Origin of the sequence: Granulicatella seriolae (assembly GCF_024543085.1) — a bacterium.
Taxonomy (GTDB): domain Bacteria; phylum Bacillota; class Bacilli; order Lactobacillales; family Aerococcaceae; genus Granulicatella; species Granulicatella seriolae.
Map to the genome: position 1 here is coordinate 1 of NZ_JANHNZ010000011.1, position 18155 is coordinate 18155.

Below are 18155 nucleotides of genomic sequence, written 5' to 3' on the forward strand. Positions count from 1 at the left end.
ATTTTCTTGGGTAGCACGTGCTATTTTCTTATATGGATTAGGCTTACGGATAGAACAAAACAATTGGTATTTTCTCATGAGTCGTTGAATTTTTTTGCGGTTCATTTTGATTCCTTGGTGTAATAGGCGCATATAAATCCCCCTAGAGCCACACGCTTTTTCGTATAAATGATAAGCCTTTAGGATGATCGTAAAATCAGCTTGGTCTTTTTCTTCTTTTGCCTCACGATATTCTTGGCGCTTTACCCAATTGTAATAGCCAGACCGAGACACTTGAAGGGCTTCACATACCCATTTAAGAGTCAATAAGTTCTTGCCATGAAGCATCAGGCATTGGATGAAGGCGAATTTTTCTTGCGTTTCATTGCCGCTTTCCGGTTGAAAAAAAGATTTTTTTTTAGAACTTCAATTTGTTGGTCTTTGACTTTCATTTGATGGCGTAAGTAGTCGATTTCTTCTTGTTCTGTTCGTTTTATACGGCCGGTTCTAGGTGCGTAAGCGCGCTGATCCTCCACCCCTTCGGGTCTTTTGGCATAGCCTTTTACCCGTCTAGAAAACTCTTGGATCCTAGCTTGCCCAAGCACGCTCGCATCAAAACCAGCCTCACGAAAGATTCTAGTAGGGAATTTTCCTGAGGCATATTCACTGATAAAGTGCTCTTTAAAGCTGTCGGCGTAGGTGATTGTCGTAGAACTGACCTTTTTGACATAGGGGTTCTTTTTCAATTCCTCTACCTGTTCTTGTGTAAAATAGTTTAACATCATATCAATCGCTCCAATCCACTGGTTGTATTCATTGTACGATACTAGAGTAGAATCGACAAATGAACCCTATAAAATGAACACTGTTTTTTTGGTCGTGTCCATTTTATAGGGTCCATTTTACCAGGTTAAAACTGATTTTTTGTTATTAGGTGGACCGCGTCTAGGAACCTATTACTTAGAGACTGGAGTTGGTCAAAGGCCGGCTTCTGTGATATATGATAGGGCTCATTCTAGTTTTGCGGATATGAATATAGAAGAATGGGATTTGGAGACACTGTTTAAAGGTGTAACTCTTTTCCATATTAGTGGTATTACTGCTGCTTTGTCCCAATCATGGCAAGTCGCTACCTTGAAGTTGATACAAACAGCCAAAGAAAAAGGGTGTAAAATTAGTTTTGATATCAATTATCGTGGCAAACTTTGGACGCAAGAAGAGGCTGGAGAATTTTTGAAGCAAGTTTTACCTCATATTGACTACTGTTCAGCTGGTAGCTTGGATGCTAGATATCTACTTGGTATTGACGAAAAAAATAATTCAGAAAATCAACTGATGGATGACTACCAAGAAATTCAAAAACGCTATCCTAACATTACGGTTCTCTATTCAACAAAACGCGAGATTATATCCGCTAGTAATAATTCTCTAAGTGGTACTATTTGGATAAATAAGAAATTCTACCAATCTAAAATGCATCAAATCACCCCAATTGTGGACCGTGTTGGCGGTGGAGATGCTTTTGCGGCCGGTGTTTTACATGGTTTAATTCTAGAAATGGAGCCGCAAGAATTGATTGACTTTGCTACAGCAGCATCTGCTTTGAAACATACGGTTCACGGAGATTGCAATCCGTTTAGTGTTAATGAGATTAAAGCATTTTTGGCTAGTGGAACAGGAAAGATTAGTCGCTAAAGAGTAAATGGTTATAATTAGTTCGTTTATCATGTAGACTTTCATTTAATTTGCTAAAGCTCTTTCTTCCACTCCCTATATTCGCTATGTATAACCAGTAAAGAAAGTTAGACACTAAAGTCTGTAATGACTAAATTTACTTCTAGATCATAAAAGAGTTTCCAAGAAAAGCATCAGAAATGACGGTGGTACCGTTATTTCTGATGCTTTTCTTGGAAACCCTTTTGCTTTATTAGGATAAAGCCCTTTGATTAGTCTTCCTTACTGGTTATACATGATTAAGTTTGTAGGTCATATGTCTATTTTAGTATTTCTTGATTATTCTTTTGAGAGTATTGCGTAATATCGGTAACTTAAAAATCTATTTCCTACTCACAACATACTATAGAAAGTTTGGAAAAATAAGAAAAAACGATTTTATATGGAAAAACGGCAATAGTTTTAAAGGATTGATTTGATGTAATTTTGTGGAGATAGTGATGTAATTCGTTTAAAAGCTCTAGCAAAAGTAGAGTAGTCTTTGAAGCCTAGTGAGTCAGACACATCATTGGGTAAGGAGCTGTTAGCCAATAGTTCCTTGGCTAGGGCAATTTTATTGAGCAGAATATAGTTGTAAATGGAGATGCCCAAGTCATTTTTAAAGACACGATTCAAGTAATGACGGTTCATGTTCAAATTGGTTTCCAAGTCTGACAGAGAAATGGCTTGATGAATATTAGTACGAGTATAGTCGATGATTAATTGAGCGATTTCTGAAAGGTGGTTTACTTTTTTCTCTAATAGTGGAGGAGTATCTTTGAGTGCTTCTCGGTTAATCAAAATCAGAAGATAGCAGAGCATATTATTAATCAAAATATCATCGCCATAGACAAATTTACTCTGTTTTTCCATTTCTTCCAAGCGGTCAGTAATGTCTATAAATGTTGCAATATCTTCTTCAGATAGATGAATCAGGTGATTTTTTTTACTATTAGGACCAATGAAGCATTTTAATAAATCCGTATCCTTCGTTGACAAGTTGTTCGCAACTTTTGGTGAAAAATGAATGATGGCACGTTCATAAACGGAATCTGACAACACTTTTGGGCCATGAATTTGGGTATTGTTGATTAAAAATAAGTCGCCTCTTTGAGGTTGGATAGAATGCCCATCGATAAAAAACAAGACATCACCATCTAAGAAAAGATTGACTTCATAGTGATTATGAAGGTGTGGAATAAAGATGGATTGCTCACTTGTATGTCCATGTGACGTTAAAGTGTTGGTTTCAAAATGCTCAATAATATATTCCATGAGGATAGGTTCCTTCCTATTAAAGAATTAGGGACGTATTTGCCTAGTCCCATTGTCATTACTATTATACAAAAATTTCGATTAAACATAAAACTTTCTATAAAAAATTGCAGCTTTTCATTAGAAAACAAAGGCCATAGCTTAGATCTAGTTTTTTTTTGTATAGTAGTAGTTTTTTTTCGTTCTTCCGACCGTGAAAGCGTTACACTATAATTGGTTCATAAGTAAGAGTAAGGGAGTTAGATGGAATGGCAGAGAGAATTAGTCAAATGAATTGGGTCGCAGACGAATTATTTAGAATTGATCATAAGATGCAAGCTCAATTAAAAAGAATTGGCAATGGGATTCCCTATATCTCTTTAAAGGGAAACTATGACAACAAATTGAAAACGGATATTGCTTGGTGGACAAATGGTTTTTATGGAGGTGTTAACTGGCAACTATTCAGTATCACAGGTAACAAAATATACAAAGAAAAAGCTATTAACTTAGAAAATCAATTAGATTTGGCCTTATCAGAATTTGAACACCTACATCATGATGTTGGATTTATGTGGTTGCCAACATCGGTTATCCATAACAAATTACTTCCCAACAGGCGGTCGTATCAAAGAAGCATTCATGCTGCCAACATTTTGGCAGCTAGATACAATTCAAAGGGGCAATTCATCCGTGCTTGGAATAGGGAACAAACAGAAGTGGACTGTTCAGGTTGGGTGATTATTGACAGTATGATGAATATACCGCTCTTATTTTGGGCAAGTCTAGAGCTAGATGATCCTCGGTTTAAACAAATTGCGGTTAATCATGCACACAGTATTGCTAGAAATTTGGTCAGAGAAGATGGTTCTGTTAACCATATAGGTGTCTTTGATGCCTATACAGGTGATTTCTTAGAAAGTCAGGGAGGACAAGGTTTTTCAAGTGATTCATCTTGGTCAAGAGGACAGGCTTGGGCAATTTACGGATTTGCTTTAACCTATAAATATACAGAAGATGCTTTCTTTTTAAATGTTGCTAAAAAAGTTGCCCATTATGTCTTGAGTCATCTAGCACAAACAGATTACTTAGCTCGAATTGACTTCAGAGCACCAAAGACGACAGAAGATACAGACGCAAGTGCTACTGCAATTATTGCATGCGGATTACTGGAAATTTCCAATCATGTTGAAGGAAATGAAAAAGCATTTTACCAAGACAATGCCATCAAAATATTAGAAAAACTATCTGAAATAGCTAATTATGATGATAATTATGACGGAATTATCCATGGTTGTGCTGTTAGATACCATGATGAATTAGAAAAAAATTCCTCATTAATTTATGCAGACCACTATTACATTGAAGGGCTGTTAAAGCTAATTGGTAAAGAACTAGAAATTTGGTAGAGAGGAGAATTATAATATTAATGATATTAATTGCCATATAAATTAAAAGTACCGCTCAATCATCAAATGATGAGCGGTACTTTTAGTTTTAAGAGATACTCAACACTGTCAAAATCTCTTAATTATTCTTAGAAAAATACTCCACAAGAAAACCAATAACATCAAACACAACCGGAATCAGAGTTAGGGCACATAATATACCAATCATTGTTTGATGAAGTCTTTTGGTTAGTACCAAGTAACCAACATATTCACGAATAAAGGCAGTTGGTAAGTAGTAGAGTCTAGTTTTTGAACCAACACCTCGCACAGGTATTCCAAGTGAATGAGCTAGTTTACCAGCACGTAAGATGTGGTAATTGTTGGAAGCAACTACAACTGATTTCTTAGAAAAGCCGGCAATACCGTCATGTTCTTGAGCAACAGCTTGCGAGAAGAGTAGGTTCTCTTTGGTATTAGTGGATTTGTCTTCGAGATAGAGTTTATCGACAGCATAGCCTTTTTCTTGAATGTAGTTAGCCATGGCTTGAGCCTCAGAGATCTCTTCGTCCGCACCTTGTCCACCAGATAAGATAATAGTAGGCTGGTACCCTTTTGCGATTTGCTTGTTATAAAGTTTAAGGCCCGCTTCAATGCGGCTTGCTAATAAAGGGGTGACTTTGTCCTTATCTAAACCAGCTCCAAGGATAATAATGTAGTCAACCGGCTTTCTGATAGGGTACTGATTAAATAAGATGGATGTCAAAGCATATAAAATAAACAATAAAGCAAAGTAAACAAAGCAAGAGTTAATTAGGGTCATTATACTCAAAATGGTTACATTAGTAACAGTCCTTATCACAACCCAAAAAATAAGCTGAAAAAGGATAATGGCACTTCCAACAATCAAGGGTAAGAAGTTGGCAAATGATGCTCGTTCGTACTTTAGTAAAACTCGTTCATTCCAAAATAGAGCAATCGCCATTGCATAAACCCCAAAAACTGCAAAGAATAATAAAATAATAGCCAAAGGTATTGCAATGGCTGCCGCCAAGAAAGTAGAAACCTGTTCTATGAGCACTACTAGAATAATAGTACTACAAGCCGCAAATAACAAAAACCAAAAGCCTGTCCATAAACTAGTTGGTTTTTTTCGTATCCAATAAGCAAAAGTAAAAAAAGGAAATAATAAAATAGCAAACGCTAATAGTTGATACAAAATAACTCCTCCCAAGCATAATTTTTAGAATAGTGTAGCATAAATCCCGTTTTTAAACCATATTTCTCTTATTGAAATGTGGGGTATTAAGTTGGGATTAGTTGATCAGAGGTTTAGTAATAAAAATAAAATGGAGTTGGAAAAGAAGTTTCTAGTATAACAAAACAAAAGAGTTCCCGAGAATTATAACCGAAATAACGGTGTATAGCATAGCTGACGCACAGTGGATGTTTCGGCTTCAGCCGATTTACAGCCACGTAGACAGCTAAGCCAGTGAGACCAAGGCTCACGGCGGTGCCACCGTTTCGATTTCGGCTATAGTTCTCGGGAACTCTTTTGTGAATTAGAAATTGACTCTACTCACTAGCTCTTGTTGCTTAAGCTCGAATACCTCAAACAAAAAAGAGACTAATAATCTAGTCCCTTTTAAGTTAAAAATATTCAGTTGTTTTAGAATAGTTTTATTCTTTAGCATACGCAGCAGATTGTGTTCCTGCTTGACGACCGAAGATAATGATATCAGCAACAGCATTTCCACCGATACGGTTTTGTCCATGAATTCCACCAGTTACTTCACCGGCAGCATATAGACCATTAATGACGCTTCCATCTTCTTTTAATACCTGTGTATTGGTATTAATTTTAACGCCACCCATTGTGTGGTGGATACCAGGTGCGATTTTAATAGCGTAATAAGGAGCAGTTGCCAAAGGATTTTCCATAGCAGTAGTACGCCCAAATTCGCTATCTGTTCCAGATTCTACAGATCCATTCCAGTTTTCTAAACTTGTTTTTAAGGCATCGGCAGGAACACCAATTTTTTCAGCTAAGGCTTCAAGTGTTTCACCTGATTCAACGACGCCTTGTTTTTCATAGAAGGCAATGGCTTTGACACGGTCTTTTAGACTAGCATCAAAAATTAGATAAGCATATTTTTCAGGCAATCCGATAATAGCTTGAGATACTTTATCACGAGTTTCCATTTCATTAAAGAAACGAGTTCCAGCTTGAGATACTAAGATAGCCCCTTCACCACGGACAGCTTCTGTGATTAACATAGAAGTCTTTTGTTCAACAGTAGGGTGAATTTGAATAGCTTCGATTTCGGTAGTAGCAGCACCAAGTTCTTGAGCCATTTTGATACCGTCCCCAGTACTTCCGGATTGATTAGTTGTGACAAAGCCATCTAATTGTGGTTGGTATTCCTTAACCATATCCATGTTAGCACCATAACCACCTGTTGCAATAACCACTGCTTTTGCTGAAATAGTCTTCTTGTCTTTGCCGTTAAGAACTAGTTCGACACCGGTAACTTTTCCATCTTTCTCGGTGATTTTAACCACGTCTGAATTAACGAACAGTGGCACTTTGCGATCGTATAGATTGCGTAGTAAGCCAGCAACTAAATATTCACCAACTGCAGAACCATCAGTTGGACGGTGAGTACGTTTTTGGCTCATTCCACCAGTTGTGGTTAAGTTGTCTAGAGTGATGCCCATTGAATCCAACCAATCAATAGCAGATGATGAGTTATCTACAAGGTAACGTAATAATTCAGGGTCATTTGTCCCTTTTCCACCTTTTAGTGTTTCTTCATAGAACAAATCGTTTGAATCCGTGATGCCTTCTTTTTCTTGGAACTTAGTTTGTGATGCGTTCATACCAGCAGATGATTTGATGGTATTTCCACCAGCAACAGGCATTTTTTCAAAGATAACTGGGTTCAGTCCAGCATCTTTAGCTTGGATGGCAGCAGACATACCAGCACCACCACTACCAATGATGATGATATCATAGCTATCTTTCATCTCTGCTGGGTCGGTGTATTGTTGTTCGGATGCACCTGTTACGACTTCTTCAGAAGATGACGATTGTGAGCTTTCTGATGAGCTAGTTGACTCACTAGTCGCACCATTTCCACAGGCAGCTAAAAACAACATAGCGGCAAGTGTCAAACTTGATAGTAATTTCTTTTTCATGTTTTCCCCTCCAAAATAAATTCTATTCCATATAGAAATAATAACATATGATTGTGAAAAATCAATCATTTAATGGAAAAAGCTCTTATTTTTTTCATGAGAAAACTATTAGATATGACATTTAAAAGAAGGGCAACGATATTGGCAGAAAATATTTTTTCACAAGAGGGCAACCTAGAAAAAGCAAGGCAAGTATTGAGAAAACTATTTTTTCACGATTATAGATTATTTTTGTGGTTAGACGTATGATATAATGAGTGCAATTGAGAAAATAATTTCCAGGAGAATGCCATGAAAGATTACGCAAAAAAATTAATGGATACAGCCATCCTCGCCGGACAAATCATGTTGGAGTGCAATGCCGAAACTTACCGTGTTGAGGAAACGATGAACTATATTTTATCTACGTCTAATTTTGAAACCTGTGAGGCCTTCGCCATGGCAACTGGGGTCTTTGCGACTTTGGATGACAAGTGTATTGACTCGTTGACAGAGATTAGAAGAGTTTCTAAGCGTGAAACCAATCTGAATCGAATCTATAAAGTAAACAATATTTCTAGGAGATTGGTTCTAAATCAAATTAGCTTGGACGAAGCTTACGATAAATTGCAAGAAATTGAAGCATCCGAATATTCACCTTTAATGCAACGCTTAAGTGTTTTGGTTATGTGCGGAGGCTATTCAGCGCTCTATGGGGGCGGACTTTTAGAAATGTTAGTTGCCAGCTTTGTGGCCATTGTTCTTTTATTTGTGACCAAACTGGATGCCAAACTTAGCATGGGTAACTTTATTACAAACGTTTTATCCTTAATCCCAATGGTGCTACTGATTGTGCTAGTGAAGAATACACTCTTGCCAAATCTGAATGCGGAGGTAGTTATCGTTGGGGCTATGATGCCTTTGGTACCTGGGACTGCCATTACCAATGCCATTCGAGACACTTTACGTGGAGATTATAATTCAGGGGTGGCTCGAGCCTTGGAAGCCTTTGTCACGGCGCTTTCTGTAGCTTTAGGTGTAGCCATTGCGATGATTCTAGCAGGAGGTGCCGAGTTATTATGATGTTTCAAGTAGTCAGTGCCGTTATTGCAGTATATTTTTCTTGTATTTTTTTTGATGCACCTAAAAAGCTATCTTGGTATATCGCCCTATTAGGTGGAGCGGGTTGGTTAGTGTTTTTGATGTTTCAGGAACGTCTAGGAACCTATAGTGCTACCTATATTAGTGGCTTGTTTATTGCCTTTCTTTCTCATCTTGCAGCGCGTAAGTTTAAAACGCCTGTGACCGTCTTTTTTATACCGGGATTCTTTCCTTTGGTACCGGGAGCCGGCATGTATCGCACCGTCTATTGGTATATTATGAAGGATCCTGAGATGGGTAAACACTATTTAAACGAAACCTTTATGGTTGCTGGTATGATTGCTCTAGCGATTTTCACCATTGATTCACTATTTAAGGTTTATTCTATTATCTCCAAAGACTTTAGAAATCATCTTTGGCATTCAAAATAGGTCGGTTTTGTTTCTAGACATTAAAACAAGAATATGTCACAATAAGACCATGACGCTATAGCTCAGTGGATAGAGCAAACGTTTCCTAAACGTTAGGTCGGGAGTTCAAGTCTCTCTAGCGTCGTAGGTTTATGCAGTAAGTATACAAACAGTCAAGGCTAGTTCTCGACTGTTTTTTTGTTCAATCCAGAAAAGGAGGTTATCCCTTGCAAACAATCACCAAGATAGAAGTTCAGAAAAAAAATAAGGAACGCTACTCCATTTATTTAAACGAACAGTATGCTTTTGGTGTACAAGAAGCAACTCTCATCAAGTTCGCTCTATTTAAAGGTAGCCAATTAAGCCCCGAGCAAATCAAAGAGATCGAGCATGAAGATTACCTACAAAGAGCCTATAGCTTGTCTTTAAAATATTTAACTCACCAGATGAGAACCGAAAAAGAAGTTCGACAAAAGCTACTTAAGAATGAAATTAGTCCAGCAGCTATTGAGGCAACTATCCAACGCCTAAAAGAACAAAAATATATTGACGACCAATTTTATGCTGATAGCTTTACCAGAACCAGTGCCAACCTCTCACGAAAGGGACCAAAACTTGTTGAACGGGAGCTCAAGAATAAGGGAGTTCTGCAACCAGAAATCCAACAAGCCCTAGAAGAATACAGCCCTGAAGAACAGGTTGAAAATGGAAGAGAAATCGCTCAAAAATACTTAAACCGTCTTTCAAACGTCTCACCAAGAGAAGCCAAACAAAAAGTCATCCAATTTTTGATGCAAAAGGGCTATACCAAAGAGATATATGAACAAATTATTCCTCAACTTTCCTTTAAGAGACAAGAAGAGATGGAATTAGATATTCTGGCCAAACATGCAGAAAAAATGTTTGCGACTTATAGTAGAAAAACTACTGGTAAACAGTTGATTCAAAAGGTTAAATCAGCTTTGTATCGAAAAGGTTTTGTACAAGAAGATATTGATGCCTATATGAGACAAAAAGAAATGGAATTGGAAGAATGAACTTAGAAGATTACGGTGTTGACATGTGGTCAACTGAAAAAATTGAAGATTTTCGCTCTAAACTCTTAGCTTGGTATGACCATAATAAAAGAGACTTACCTTGGCGTCATACCAAAGATCCTTATGCTATTTGGGTTTCAGAAATTATGTCCCAACAAACTAGGCTGGATACGGTCATCCCTTACTATCTTAGATTTCTCCAGTGGTTCCCTACCATTGAAAGCTTGGCCAATGCGCCTCAAGACAAGCTTCTAAAAGCTTGGGAAGGGTTGGGCTACTATTCAAGAGTTCGCAACATGCAGCAAGCTGCTCAGGAAATGATGGATAAGTTCCAAGGGCAATTTCCACAAACTTATGAAGAGATTCTTTCCTTGAAAGGCATTGGTCCCTATACGGCTGGGGCAGTTTCTAGTATTGCTTTTGATTTGCCTCAACCGGCAGTAGATGGGAACCTCATGCGTGTCATCAGCCGCTTGTTTGAAGTGGAGGCGGATATTGGAGACCCTGCCAATCGCAAAATTTACCAAGAAATTGCGGAGCAACTCATTGACCCTAAGCGTCCGGGAGACTTTAACCAAGCTCTGATGGACTTAGGAGCTGATATCGAAAGCCCTAAAAATCCAAGACCAGAAGAGAGTCCTGTTAAAGAATTTTCAGCTGCTTATCTACATGGAACCATGGACAAATATCCGGTTAAAAAACCGAAAAAAAAACCGAGGGCAGTTCGTTTCCAAGCCTTTATTATTCAAAATGAAGAAGGGCACTACCTTTTAGAAAAGAATATCCATTCTGATCTTCTCAGTGGTTTTTGGCATTTCCCAATTATGGAGAACTATCAACCATTTGACAGCCAATTGGATTTATTTTCAGCGAATCAAGAAGGCCATTTTGGATTGGTGGCAGAAAATATAGGTCATGATTACCCTAACCAAGGGATACCCTTAACTAGTCAGTTTGAGAAGCATTACAATCTTCGCCCGTCTTGGCAAGAGGAGATAAGTGTTGCTCAGATAACTCATGTCTTTAGCCATCAAAAATGGTACTTGGATTTAACTTTTGGTAGCATTGATTCTTCTGATGAAAATCTGCAATTGTGTACCCAAGTTGCTGATAAGGAAGTTCGTTGGGTGGCAAAAGAAGATTTTGACAGCTATGCCTTTGCCAAACCACAACAAAAAATGTGGCAAAGTATTCAACAGTTAGAAAAAAATAAAAAAAGACAATGACTTATTGTTTGAAAATCCCTTTTTTCCTTTGTTTGTGCTATACTATTCTAGAATTGAAAAAACATGAAGACTTCCATTTATTGGGAGAAACTTCAAATCGTTATTTAGAAAGTTGGGCACCGTGATGCAAAATCCAAAAGAGGGAGATTTCATCACTGTCAAGAGTTACAAGCATGACGGAAGCCTACATCGCACATGGCGTGACAGTATGGTTCTAAAAACAAGCGATCAATCCATTATTGCTTGCAATGACCATACCTTAGTAACAGAATCAGACGGGAGACGATGGGTAACAAGAGAACCGGCTTTATTGTATTACCATAAACATTATTGGTTTAATATAGTAACCATGATTCGCCAAAAAGGAATCTCATATTATTGTAATCTCGCTTCCCCTTATGTTCTTGATCAAGAGGCTCTTAAGTACATTGATTATGACTTAGACATCAAGATTTTTCCGGATGGAGAAAAACGCCTGTTAGATGTAGACGAGTACGAAATGCACCGAAGACAAATGCATTATTCAAAAGATATCGACCAGATTTTGAAAGCAAATGTCGAAATACTCGTGGATTGGATTAATAATCAAAAAGGTCCTTTCTCACCAGCTTATGTAGATATGTGGTTTGAACGCTACTGTCAGCTAAGCAATCAAAACAAGTAACTCGCGATAGTGTAGTGGATTGAAGCGAATGAGCTAATTCATTCGTTTCTTTTTTCTTTTCTGGTAGAATATGTATTATCATGAAAAGTGATAGTATAAATTTCACAAACAAAATTCAAAAAACTAATTTAACGATTAGGTTAAAAAATATAAAACCATAGACAATTAATTAAGGAGAATAACCATGAACGTTGCGGGAAGCCGTTTAGACGATAATATTGTATTTGAAGGAACAAGTCATATCTTTAAAATTGATTTGCCACCTGAAAGAATTAGAGAATTACAATCGGAGGAGTTTGACCAAGAATATGCTTATGATGGGGAGCTTGGTGCTTTATACCATACTAATTATACTGATTTTAGAATTTGGGCCCCTACGGCAGATAGAGTAGATTTAATTTTATTTGATGGTCAATACAGTGGCGAAGGCCAAGTTATCCAAATGGAAAAAGAAGAGCGTGGGGTTTTTGAACTTCATCTGTATGGAGATTTTTTATTTAAGTCCTATGTCTATCGCTTGTACTTTCCCGATTATGACCAACCTGTGATTACGGTGGATACTTATTCAAGAGCAACAACTGTTAATGGGCAACGTTCAGTAGTCGTTGACCTTGATAGGGCTAAACCCATCAATTGGGGTGGCCGCTTACCAAGTTTTACAAGTCCGAGTGACGCTATTATTTATGAATTGAATATTCGTGATTTTACAACTGCTAGCAATAGCGGTGTGGTCAATAATGGACTTTTTATTGGCTTAACCGAAGAAGGAACTAAGTCTCCAGCTGGTCTATCTACTGGTTTGGATTACCTAACAGAATTGGGTGTCACTCACGTTCAATTCCTGCCTATAGCTGATTTTGAAACATTAGATGAGCGTTACAGAAGTCGATACCAATACAATTGGGGCTATGACCCTGTGAACTACAATGTTCCTGAAGGTACTTACTCAACAAATTCTTTGAACCCAGACTTACGAATTAGAGAGTTACGGTCTATGGTACAAAGTTTCCATGACCGTGGTATCCGTGTCATTATGGATGTGGTCTACAATCATGTCTACAAACCAGCCCAACAAAGCTTAGGAAAAACGGTGCCGGGTTACTACTTCCGTTACAACGAGGATGGTACCTTAGCTAATGGTTCAGGTTGTGGCAATGAAACGGCTAGTGAACGTAAGATGATGCGGAAATATATCGTAGACTCTGTTCTCTACTGGGCCAAAGAATTTCATATGGATGGATTCCGTTTTGATTTGATGGGCTTGCATGATATCGACACCATGATGGAAATTAGGAAGGCTTTAGATGAAATTGACCCTTCAATTATCATGATTGGTGAGGGCTGGGATATGGGTTACAATTTGCCGGCCGATAAAAGAGCGACACAAAAAAACGCCAACCAATTACCTGGAATAGGTTTCTTTAATGATGCCATTCGTGATTCCTTAAAGGGATCTGATTTTGCTGGAATGAATACACACGGATTTGTATCTCATAAAATATTGGAAGAAGGCTGGCTCTATCAAAATATTGCAGGGGCTATTAATTTTCCAAGCAATCGTGGTACTTACACTAGTCCACAACAAGTCGTGCAATATGTAGAAGTTCATGACGGCTTCACTCTTTTAGACAAATTACAAATCTCTATGATTGGTGAGCCAGATATGAATATCATTAAACGCCACCGACTAGCAACCACCATCATTCTTTTGTCACAAGGGATTCCCTTCTTGCACAGTGGCCAAGAATTTTTGAGAACCAAGTACGGTGTCGAGAATAGCTATGCTTCACCAGAATCCATCAACAAGATTGATTGGTCAAGACGTGATCGGTATGCGAGCTATGTTGATTATGTAAAAGGCTTGATTTCCCTTAGAAAAAATAGCCCAGCATTGCGCTTGCAAAACTATGAAGAAATTCAAGCAAGTTTCCGGATGATCCGAACTGACTTTCATATTATTGCCTATAGTATTGAAACGGAAGAGGAAACCTTAGTAATTGCCTTTAACGGGTTAGACCATTTTGTAGACATTCCTGTTCCAACTGGAGACTATTTGGTTTTGGTTGAAGATGGCACGGTCAAAGAAGATGGTAGCAAATTGATTCCTGAGACGAATATGGTTCGAGTGGATGCCTTAGATAGTCTGGTTGTCCGCTTGCGTAAACCTGTTAACTAGTGAGGACAGAGATGAGATTTATAAAGAATATATGCTTGTTGAGTGTATTCCTATTAATTTTGTCCGCTTGTGGAAATTCTTCAGGCTCTGCAAATGGCAATTCTTATAAGGCTGGTAACTATGAAGGCACTGCTCTTTTACAGGATGGTAAGCAGATTAAAGCCATCGTGATGGTATCTTCGTCTAAAATTGATAATATTCAGTTCGAGATTGAAGGGGATGCCAGCTCTCAGTCGGCGGCCTATGTTAACCAGATAAAAAAACAAATTTTAGAAAATCAAAGTCTGGATGTGGATGTTGTCTCTGGGGCTAGTCAAAAACCAGACGCTGTACTAGAGGCTGTGTCAAAGGCGCTGGACCAGGCTAGACAATAAGCGAGTAAATTCATACTATTAAAAAATAAAAAGCACCCCCATAAAAAGCCAAAGCTACTTGTTGAGGGTGTTTTTTGGTTAAATGTACCTTAGCACAATAATCATGTGGTTAGGGAAAAATTATATGATAACAAAACAAAAGAGTCCCCAACAAAAGGACCAGAAATAACGGTGTATCAGCATAGCTGACGCTCAGTGGATGTTTCGGCTTCAGCCGATTACAGCCACGTAGACAACTAAGCCGTGAGGCCTCGGCTCACGGCGGTGCCACTGTTCTTATTTCTGCTCCCTTTGTCGGGGACTCTTTTGTTATAATTACCCAGCTCTAACCAATTATTTACTCGTCAAAGCAATAAACTGGTCAATGCTTTCTTCAACTTGTCCTAAAGCTTTAGACCAAAACTCTTTCTTAGTCAAATCAATGCCCATTACTTTTGCGGTATCTTCTACGCTAGAAACGGTTGTCATGTAGAGCAATTCTTGGTATTTTTCAACAAATCCTTGAGGGTTTTCTTGGTAGATAGCATAAAGCCCTTTAGAGAAAAGCCCACCAAATGCGTATGGGAAGTTGTAGAAACTTAAATGAGCTGAGTAGTAGTGCCCTTTATTAACCCACATATAAGGATGTAAGTATTCTGGGTCTAGTCCATCACCATAGGCTTCTTTTTGTGCATCTAACATCATAGTTTCTAATTGATCAGCAAACAAGAAGCCAGATTGGCGCTTCTCAAAGACAGCAGATTCAAATAGGTAACGAGAATAGATGTCCACAATGATTTGTGTGGTGTCTTGTAATTGTGACTCAATCAAGGCAATTTTTTCAGCATCATCTGCTTCCTTGATAGCAGTATTCATAATGATATTTTCGTTAAAAGTTGAAGCTGTTTCAGCGACTGGCATAGAGTAGTCACGATTTAGGATTTGATGGTTCTCTATATGAAGGCCGTGGTAGGCATGTCCTAATTCGTGAGCCAATGTAACAACATCGCTAAGGGAACCGGAGAAGTTGGTTAAAATACGAGATTGTTTAATGAATGGCAAGTTCCAACAAAAGGCTCCACCAACCTTGCCTTTGTGAGGTAGGAAATCAATGTAGCTCTTGTCATAAAATTCTTCCGTCATATCTGCCAAATCTTTAGAAAAGGTTGAAAAATTCTCTAGGAGAAAATCTTTTGACTCTTCAATAGTGAAGCGACGGTTACTTTGACCCATTGGAGCAAATAAATCATAGAAAGGTAGTCCGTTACTGTGTCCCAATAAAGATGCTTTGTGTTTGAGGTAACGACGAAATGCTGGAAGAGAGTCTTGCATGGCAGATAATAAAGCATCTAAAGTTTCTTTCTTCATGCGAGAATGGTGTAAAGCCTGGTCAAGTCCACTTTCGAAATCACGCAATTCGCATACGGTATTCACTTGAGATTTAATATTATTTAAGGCAAAAGCGATGGGTTCTTTAATCGTTTGATACATATCAAGCTCAGCAAGAAAGGCATCCTTACGTACTTGAGGGTCAGCATCAAAAGCCAGATTGCGGATTTCGCTTAAGGTAGTTTTTTGATCCTTGAAGTCCGTTTCAACAGTAGACGTTAGATAACTTTGTAGCTGTTCCCAAGCGTCTCCCGCACTGACAGTCAGTTTGGCAATCACTTCCTCAACGTCATCGGATAAGATGTGACTCACTTCCTTAGAAGCTTCTTCAAAGAGGAAGGTATAGCCAGCTAATGTAGGATCTTGGCTAAGGTCAACCTGTGTAGTGCCGAAGAATTTTCTGAAACGTGCCAACTCTTTTTGGAAATTAGCATTTTTTTGGCTAAGCAAACTCATATCGTTGTTTGCCACCGGATCACTTGTGTTCGTGGTCAAGGTTAAGTTAATAAAAGCACTTAAGCGAGAAAGCAGCTCATTGTATTCTTCAACCAGATTGATGGCTCCTTTAACGCCTTCAAGAGTATCAACTAACTGGTACTCTTGCATTTCTTTCAGTAGACTGTCCAACCGTTTAAAGTCCGCTTGATATTCTGGACTGGTAAATGACGTGTATAAGTCATCTAATGACCATTTGTACATGAAAATGTCCCCCTTAGTTTAAGCTAGCCATATGAAGCTACTAGCGATTTGTCTATAAAGTTAAGGATACACGTCCTAGTTTTATCTTTCAAGTTCAATTACTTGTAATTTTATATTGTAATTGATAAAATTACATATATAAGAGAAGGAGAGTGACCCTATGGCAAAACACGTAAAAAATATTATTATCGGATTCGGTAAAGCGGGCAAAACGTTAGCAGGATATTTAGGTTCTAAGGGTGAGAGCGTCATTTTGGTGGAAGAGTCAAAATTAATGTATGGTGGAACTTGTATTAATGTTGGTTGTATCCCTTCCAAAGCCTTAGCAACTTCTGCGGAGCGCAGAGCTTATAGCAATATGGATAAGGAAGAATATTACAAAGAAGCAGTTAAGAAGAAAAAAGCGCTTATAGCCGCTCTTAATAAAGCTAACTACGATAAAGCAGATGCGGTTGAAGCTGTTGAAGTAGTGGATGGAAAAGCACGTTTCTTAGATGAGCATACAGTAGCGGTTGATACGTCAGAAGGTACACTTGAATATGTCGGCGAGCGTATTTTTATTAATACAGGAGCAAGACCATTTGTACCGCCAATCAAAGGCTTGGAAATCGGTGGACCTATCTATACTAGTGAAGAAATCATGAACCTTGAAACCTTGCCAGAAAAACTTTTGATTATCGGTAGTGGTTATATCGGTTTAGAGTTTGCTTCTATTTATCGCCAATTCGGTTCAGAAGTGACAGTAATTGACTTGGCAACAGACTTTTTGCCACGTGAAGATACTGATATTGCACAGGCAGTCAAAGTAGCTCTAGAAAACATGGGGGTTACCTTTGAGTTAGGCGTTTCTATCGTTTCTGTCGAAACAGATGGCAAATCGGCTAGTGTCACTTATAGTGTTGATGGACTTGAAAAAACTGTTCAAGTAGATGGCGTTTTAGTGGCTACAGGAAGACGAGCAAATGTAGAAGGCCTAGACCTAGACAAGGCTGGCGTTGAATTGACGCCAAGAGGAACGATTGCAGTCAATGAGTATTTACAAACCAATAAGGACAATATTTTTGCTCTAGGTGATGTCAATGGTGGACCACAATTTACCTACGTTTCACTAGACGATTTCCGTGTGGTTAAGAGTTTCTTGTTTGAAGATGGCATTTATTCAACTAAAAAGAGAGGTTTGATTCCAAACTCAGTCTTCATTCACCCAACTTTATCTAACGTAGGACTTTCCGAGAAGGCAGCGCAAGAGGCAGGGTACAAGATTAAGGTTGCGACTTTGCCGGTGACGGCTATTCCAAAAGCAAAAATTCTAGGCAATCAAGTTGGTCTCTACAAAGCTGTTGTTGATGCAGAAACTTCGCTCATCTTAGGAGCAACACTTTTTGCGGAAGAGTCTCATGAAGTGATTAATACCATTTCTACAGCTATGTCGGCAGGCTTACCTTATACTAGCTTACGTGACCAAATTTATACGCACCCAACCATGTCAGAAGCTTTAAACGACTTATTTGCTTTAATCTAAACATCAATTTATGAAAAAATGTGCATATTTCTTGTTCTCTTTGGTGGAATTCAGTAACATAGTAAGG

The 18155-nt window shown here is 38.3% G+C and carries 15 protein-coding genes, 1 tRNA gene and 1 pseudogene; 11 read left to right on the forward strand and 6 right to left on the reverse strand.

Annotated features, from left to right (window positions below; translation table 11 throughout):
• Together NPA36_RS08870 and NPA36_RS08875 are read right to left on the reverse strand one after the other, a co-directional pair.
• The coding region (locus NPA36_RS08870) for an IS3 family transposase (protein WP_256945773.1) at positions 1-273 on the reverse strand (273 nt) is incomplete at its 3' end.
• 53 nt (positions 274-326) lie between these two features.
• Entirely contained in the window at positions 327-764 is a 438-nt protein-coding gene (locus NPA36_RS08875) for an HTH domain-containing protein (RefSeq protein ID WP_256945774.1), read from the reverse strand.
• Between the two features lie 118 nt (positions 765-882).
• Between NPA36_RS08875 and NPA36_RS08880 the strand changes: the two are divergent.
• Positions 883-1674, forward strand: a pseudogene (locus NPA36_RS08880) (PfkB family carbohydrate kinase); the annotation flags it as partial.
• Between the two features lie 441 nt (positions 1675-2115).
• Here the strand turns inward: NPA36_RS08880 and NPA36_RS08885 are convergent.
• Positions 2116-2967 (reverse strand): AraC family transcriptional regulator, encoded by an 852-nt coding sequence (locus NPA36_RS08885; RefSeq protein ID WP_256945775.1) that lies wholly within the window; start codon positions 2965-2967, stop codon positions 2116-2118.
• Positions 2968-3215: 248 nt separating this feature from the next.
• Here NPA36_RS08885 and NPA36_RS08890 point away from each other — a divergent pair, with 248 nt between their 5' ends.
• On the forward strand, positions 3216-4355 hold the full coding sequence (locus tag NPA36_RS08890) for a glycoside hydrolase family 88 protein (RefSeq protein WP_256945776.1): 1140 nt from the start codon (positions 3216-3218) through the stop codon (positions 4353-4355).
• Between the two features lie 118 nt (positions 4356-4473).
• Here the strand turns inward: NPA36_RS08890 and NPA36_RS08895 are convergent, their stop codons facing one another.
• Positions 4474-5553 carry a YdcF family protein gene (locus NPA36_RS08895; protein WP_256945777.1) on the reverse strand — a complete coding sequence of 360 codons (1080 nt, stop codon included), beginning with the start codon at positions 5551-5553 and terminating at the stop codon, positions 4474-4476.
• Between the two features lie 461 nt (positions 5554-6014).
• A complete protein-coding gene (locus tag NPA36_RS08900) occupies positions 6015-7532 on the reverse strand; it encodes a flavocytochrome c (RefSeq protein WP_256945778.1) in 1518 nt (505 codons plus the stop codon).
• Positions 7533-7823: 291 nt separating this feature from the next.
• Between NPA36_RS08900 and NPA36_RS08905 the strand changes: the two genes are divergently transcribed.
• The 8 genes from NPA36_RS08905 (at position 7824) to NPA36_RS08940 (ending at position 14499) form a co-directional block, all read left to right on the forward strand.
• Entirely contained in the window at positions 7824-8594 is a 771-nt protein-coding gene (locus NPA36_RS08905) for a threonine/serine exporter family protein (RefSeq protein WP_256945779.1), read from the forward strand.
• Positions 8591-9043: a threonine/serine exporter family protein gene (locus NPA36_RS08910; RefSeq protein WP_256945780.1), complete on the forward strand. Its 453-nt coding sequence runs from the start codon at positions 8591-8593 to the stop codon at positions 9041-9043. The genes NPA36_RS08905 and NPA36_RS08910 overlap by 4 nt, the downstream gene beginning before the upstream one ends.
• A 51-nt stretch (positions 9044-9094) precedes the next feature.
• Positions 9095-9167 (forward strand) — tRNA-Arg (locus NPA36_RS08915).
• Between the two features lie 82 nt (positions 9168-9249).
• A complete protein-coding gene (gene recX, locus NPA36_RS08920; RefSeq protein WP_256945781.1) occupies positions 9250-10059 on the forward strand; it encodes a recombination regulator RecX in 810 nt (269 codons plus the stop codon).
• Positions 10056-11285 (forward strand): A/G-specific adenine glycosylase, encoded by a 1230-nt coding sequence (mutY, locus tag NPA36_RS08925; RefSeq protein WP_256945782.1) that lies wholly within the window; start codon positions 10056-10058, stop codon positions 11283-11285. Before recX ends, mutY begins: the two co-directional genes overlap by 4 nt.
• Before the next feature lie 124 nt (positions 11286-11409).
• Complete coding sequence (gene ntdP / locus NPA36_RS08930; protein WP_256945783.1) at positions 11410-11949, forward strand: nucleoside tri-diphosphate phosphatase; 540 nt, start codon at positions 11410-11412, stop codon at positions 11947-11949.
• A 184-nt stretch (positions 11950-12133) separates the two neighbouring features.
• Complete coding sequence (gene pulA / locus NPA36_RS08935; protein WP_256945784.1) at positions 12134-14125, forward strand: type I pullulanase; 1992 nt, start codon at positions 12134-12136, stop codon at positions 14123-14125.
• 11 nt (positions 14126-14136) lie between these two features.
• The gene (locus NPA36_RS08940; RefSeq protein ID WP_256945785.1) at positions 14137-14499 is read left to right on the forward strand and encodes an FMN-binding protein; all 363 of its coding nucleotides are present in this window, start codon (positions 14137-14139) and stop codon (positions 14497-14499) included.
• Positions 14500-14832: 333 nt separating this feature from the next.
• Here NPA36_RS08940 and NPA36_RS08945 read toward each other — a convergent pair whose 3' ends face one another.
• Complete coding sequence (locus NPA36_RS08945) at positions 14833-16566, reverse strand: M3 family oligoendopeptidase (RefSeq protein WP_256945786.1); 1734 nt, start codon at positions 16564-16566, stop codon at positions 14833-14835.
• A gap of 160 nt (positions 16567-16726) precedes the next feature.
• Here NPA36_RS08945 and NPA36_RS08950 point away from each other — a divergent pair, with 160 nt between their 5' ends.
• Entirely contained in the window at positions 16727-18088 is a 1362-nt protein-coding gene (locus NPA36_RS08950) for an FAD-dependent oxidoreductase (RefSeq protein ID WP_256945787.1), read from the forward strand.
• Positions 18089-18155 lie beyond the last annotated feature (67 nt).